Below are 2,919 nucleotides of genomic sequence, written 5' to 3'. Positions count from 1 at the left end.
AGCCGACAATTCCGCATCCATAAATCCGCGCCACTTGTCGATATACGAGACCGTTACCTGCAAGCAAAATAAAAATTTGAACAAAGAACGAAATGAATAAAAATTTGATAAGAAAAGCAGTTATTATTTATCAACTAATTGTGATTATTATTTGTTTGATTTTTAATTCACTCGAGATTTATGAAAGTAATTATGATATTAAATTATTAATAATATCTGAGATCTTATTGTTACTCGGACTTTATTATGTGATTAAAACTGGATTAGAATTAAACCATTATAAAGGAAATTTATTCCCTTTTGTTTTCAATATTATGCAATCTTTAGCTATAGCTTTTATGGGTTTCATTTATAAAATCAGCTATGGCCCACAAATATATATTCGATTGAGCAATTATGGTGATTGGACTATGGAAAGTAGTTTCAGATTATATTCTAGAGAGTTTCATTTAAATGTAACTCCACCAGATGGTTTATTTTACTTAGGAATAAATATTATCCAAATATGCTTCGCTGTATATTTTTTTAAATTATTAAAAACTGAATATGGATATATTTTTCCGACAAATAATTTCCAAAAAAAGAGTAATAAAAAAATAATTAGTTAATGCCAGCAGGTAACATCGGTTAAGCGCAAATAGCGGGCATTCCGATGAAAAGTGATATTTTAGACACCAAGTAAAAAACAACTAAGCCGACAAGTTTGCGACCCTACTCCCACTACTTGCCTTAACCAAGACCGTTATATATAATTACACTAAAAAAAATTATGATTAAAAAAACTATTATTCTTACCGCATTTTTATTAGTATTATCAGCCTGCTCTAAGAGCGATGATAAATTAGAAGAGGATTCTACTGAGCAAGAACAGAACCCTGAAGAAGAACAGAGCCCTGAAGAAGAACAGAGCCCTGAGGAACCATCAGAATGTATTAATAAACAAATTTCATATGCTGTAACCAATACAATTAATAATTTGGCTATAACAGAAATGATTAAAACAAGTGATGGAGGCTATATTGGATTGGAATTATCTGAAGATTATAGTATACACAAATTTGATGTGAACTTTCAACCGCAATGGGTGAAAACCTATGGAGGTTCCGATTTTGATTCTTCAAAATCGATAATTCAAACAAAGGATAGTGGTTTTTTAATTGTTGGACAATCGAAATCAAAAGATGGAGACGTACTTGGTAATTTTGGTGGTTACGATATTTGGATAGTTAAACTCGACGAGGCTGGAAATTTAGAATGGAGTAAAAATTATGGTGGGAATAAGAGTGACGGTATTAGTTTGAGCAAATCAGTAGTAGAAAACGATAATGGAAATTTCACAATAGTAGGACATTCCGAATCAGATTTTGAAGAATCTCGAAACAAAGGCGGAAATGATGCTCTACTCTTGGAAATTACATCAATTGGAGAATTAGTTTTTATAAAAACTTTCGGAGGCTCCGAAAATGATTTTGGTCGAAAATTAGTACAAGAAAATGACACTTATAATATATTAATACATACAAGGTCCACTAATGGTGATTTTAATAAGGTTGGAAATTGGATAGTGCAAATAGGAAAAACTGGTGTTACAAATTGGAAAACTTTTGTAGGAGGTATTAATTCGGGCTCATTAGCAATAAATTTTGATAATCAGATAATATCAGTAAACACAAATTTTTATGATCATATATATCATATCTTGGATTTGAATGGTAATATTTTAGCTACCAAAACTACCAACGAATTTGGTTTAGATAAACAGTATATCGTAAATGAAGTTTTAATTGATCACAATAATAACATTAAGATTATTGGTGATTTAGGATTGGCTAATGACATGGATGCTTACATTTTAAATTTATGCCCATCATTAGAAAATATTAATACTATGATCTATTCAGGAAATGATTTTGACAATGCTAGATCAATAATACCATCCGACAATAATAGTTATTTAATCAATATCAACACTAGATCTTCAAATATTGAAAATGTAAATCATGAAGATTTGACTTCCAGTTTCATGGTTAAAATGACAGATTAAAGAAACAGAGCGCTAAGTGTAACTATATATAACATCGGTTAAGCGCAAATAGCGGGCATTCTGGTGAAAAGTGCTATTTTAGACATCAAGTAAAAACCAACTAAACCGACAAGTTTGCGTCCCTACTCCACGCTCCTTGCCTTAACCAAGACCGTTAGCTGCAAGCATCGGAAAAATTCAAATGAAATAAAGATGACAGAAACATTCATAATTCTACTAAGTTTACTGACAATAATTCTTTGGATATGGGCATTAATTGATATTTACAAGTCAAATTTCAAAAATGAAATCCTTAAAATTATATGGTTTGTCATAGTGATATTTTTTCCAATTTTAGGGCCTATAATATATTTCCAGTTTAAAAATAAAATGACTAGCCGACGGAGAAGAAAATTTGAACCTAATTTCAGAAACTGATAAGTAAAGAATTAATATACAATGAGTGAATTTATAGGATTTGTTGTAATAGAATTAATTTTCAATTTTATTGGTGCAATTATTAGATGGCTTTTTGGAACTATTTGGAGAACAATTAAAAATAAACCAAAATTTAAATTCTCAGAATATTTAAATGGGCCTAAAAATTCAAATCATTTTGACGACCAAGCCCACGAAACAAATAATGTTATTATTGGAGTAGTTTCCATATTAATAATCATATTAGCAGTGATTTTGATAGATTATAGTAAAATGCCAGCAGCTAACAACGCATATTCGCAATTGTGGCAATTGAGCTAAAAGAAGGTTTATAGAAATCAAGAAACAAAATAATAAATCGGACAAATCCGTATCTTAAATACCACAACTGACGAATATACGAGACCGTTGTGGTGCATTTTAGTTAAAACTTCTAGTTTGAAAGAAAAATTAAATAA

The 2,919-nt window shown here is 30.0% G+C and carries 4 protein-coding genes; all 4 read left to right on the top strand.

Annotated features, from left to right (window positions below; translation table 11 throughout):
• Window positions 1-92 precede the first annotated feature (92 nt).
• The 4 genes from L1I30_RS00075 to L1I30_RS00065 all read left to right on the top strand — a co-directional run bounded on the left by L1I30_RS00075 (window position 93) and on the right by L1I30_RS00065 (window position 2,782).
• Window positions 93-608 (top strand): hypothetical protein, encoded by a 516-nt coding sequence (locus tag L1I30_RS00075; protein WP_236132218.1) that lies wholly within the window; start codon window positions 93-95, stop codon window positions 606-608.
• 161 nt (window positions 609-769) lie between these two features.
• Entirely contained in the window at window positions 770-2,044 is a 1,275-nt protein-coding gene (locus L1I30_RS00070; protein WP_236132217.1) for a DUF4988 domain-containing protein, read from the top strand.
• 192 nt (window positions 2,045-2,236) lie between these two features.
• Window positions 2,237-2,461 (top strand): PLD nuclease N-terminal domain-containing protein, encoded by a 225-nt coding sequence (locus L1I30_RS14350; protein ID WP_373314899.1) that lies wholly within the window; start codon window positions 2,237-2,239, stop codon window positions 2,459-2,461.
• 21 nt (window positions 2,462-2,482) lie between these two features.
• The gene (locus L1I30_RS00065) at window positions 2,483-2,782 is read left to right on the top strand and encodes a hypothetical protein (RefSeq protein WP_236132216.1); all 300 of its coding nucleotides are present in this window, start codon (window positions 2,483-2,485) and stop codon (window positions 2,780-2,782) included.
• Window positions 2,783-2,919: the final 137 nt, after the last annotated feature.

This window comes from Gillisia lutea (assembly GCF_021568705.1).
Lineage (GTDB): Bacteria > Bacteroidota > Bacteroidia > Flavobacteriales > Flavobacteriaceae > Gillisia > Gillisia lutea.
Note: the sequence above shows the minus strand (reverse complement) of the source record. Positions and strands in the feature narration are given on the sequence as shown.

What these genes read in the sequence shown, in the direction of transcription:
- L1I30_RS00075 (WP_236132218.1), top strand. Translation starts at nt 93, where the DNA reads ATGAATAAAAATTTGATAAGAAAAGCAGTTATTATTTATCAACTAATT.
- L1I30_RS00070 (WP_236132217.1), top strand. Translation starts at nt 770, where the DNA reads ATGATTAAAAAAACTATTATTCTTACCGCATTTTTATTAGTATTATCA.
- L1I30_RS14350 (WP_373314899.1), top strand. Translation starts at nt 2,237, where the DNA reads ATGACAGAAACATTCATAATTCTACTAAGTTTACTGACAATAATTCTT.
- L1I30_RS00065 (WP_236132216.1), top strand. Translation starts at nt 2,483, where the DNA reads ATGAGTGAATTTATAGGATTTGTTGTAATAGAATTAATTTTCAATTTT.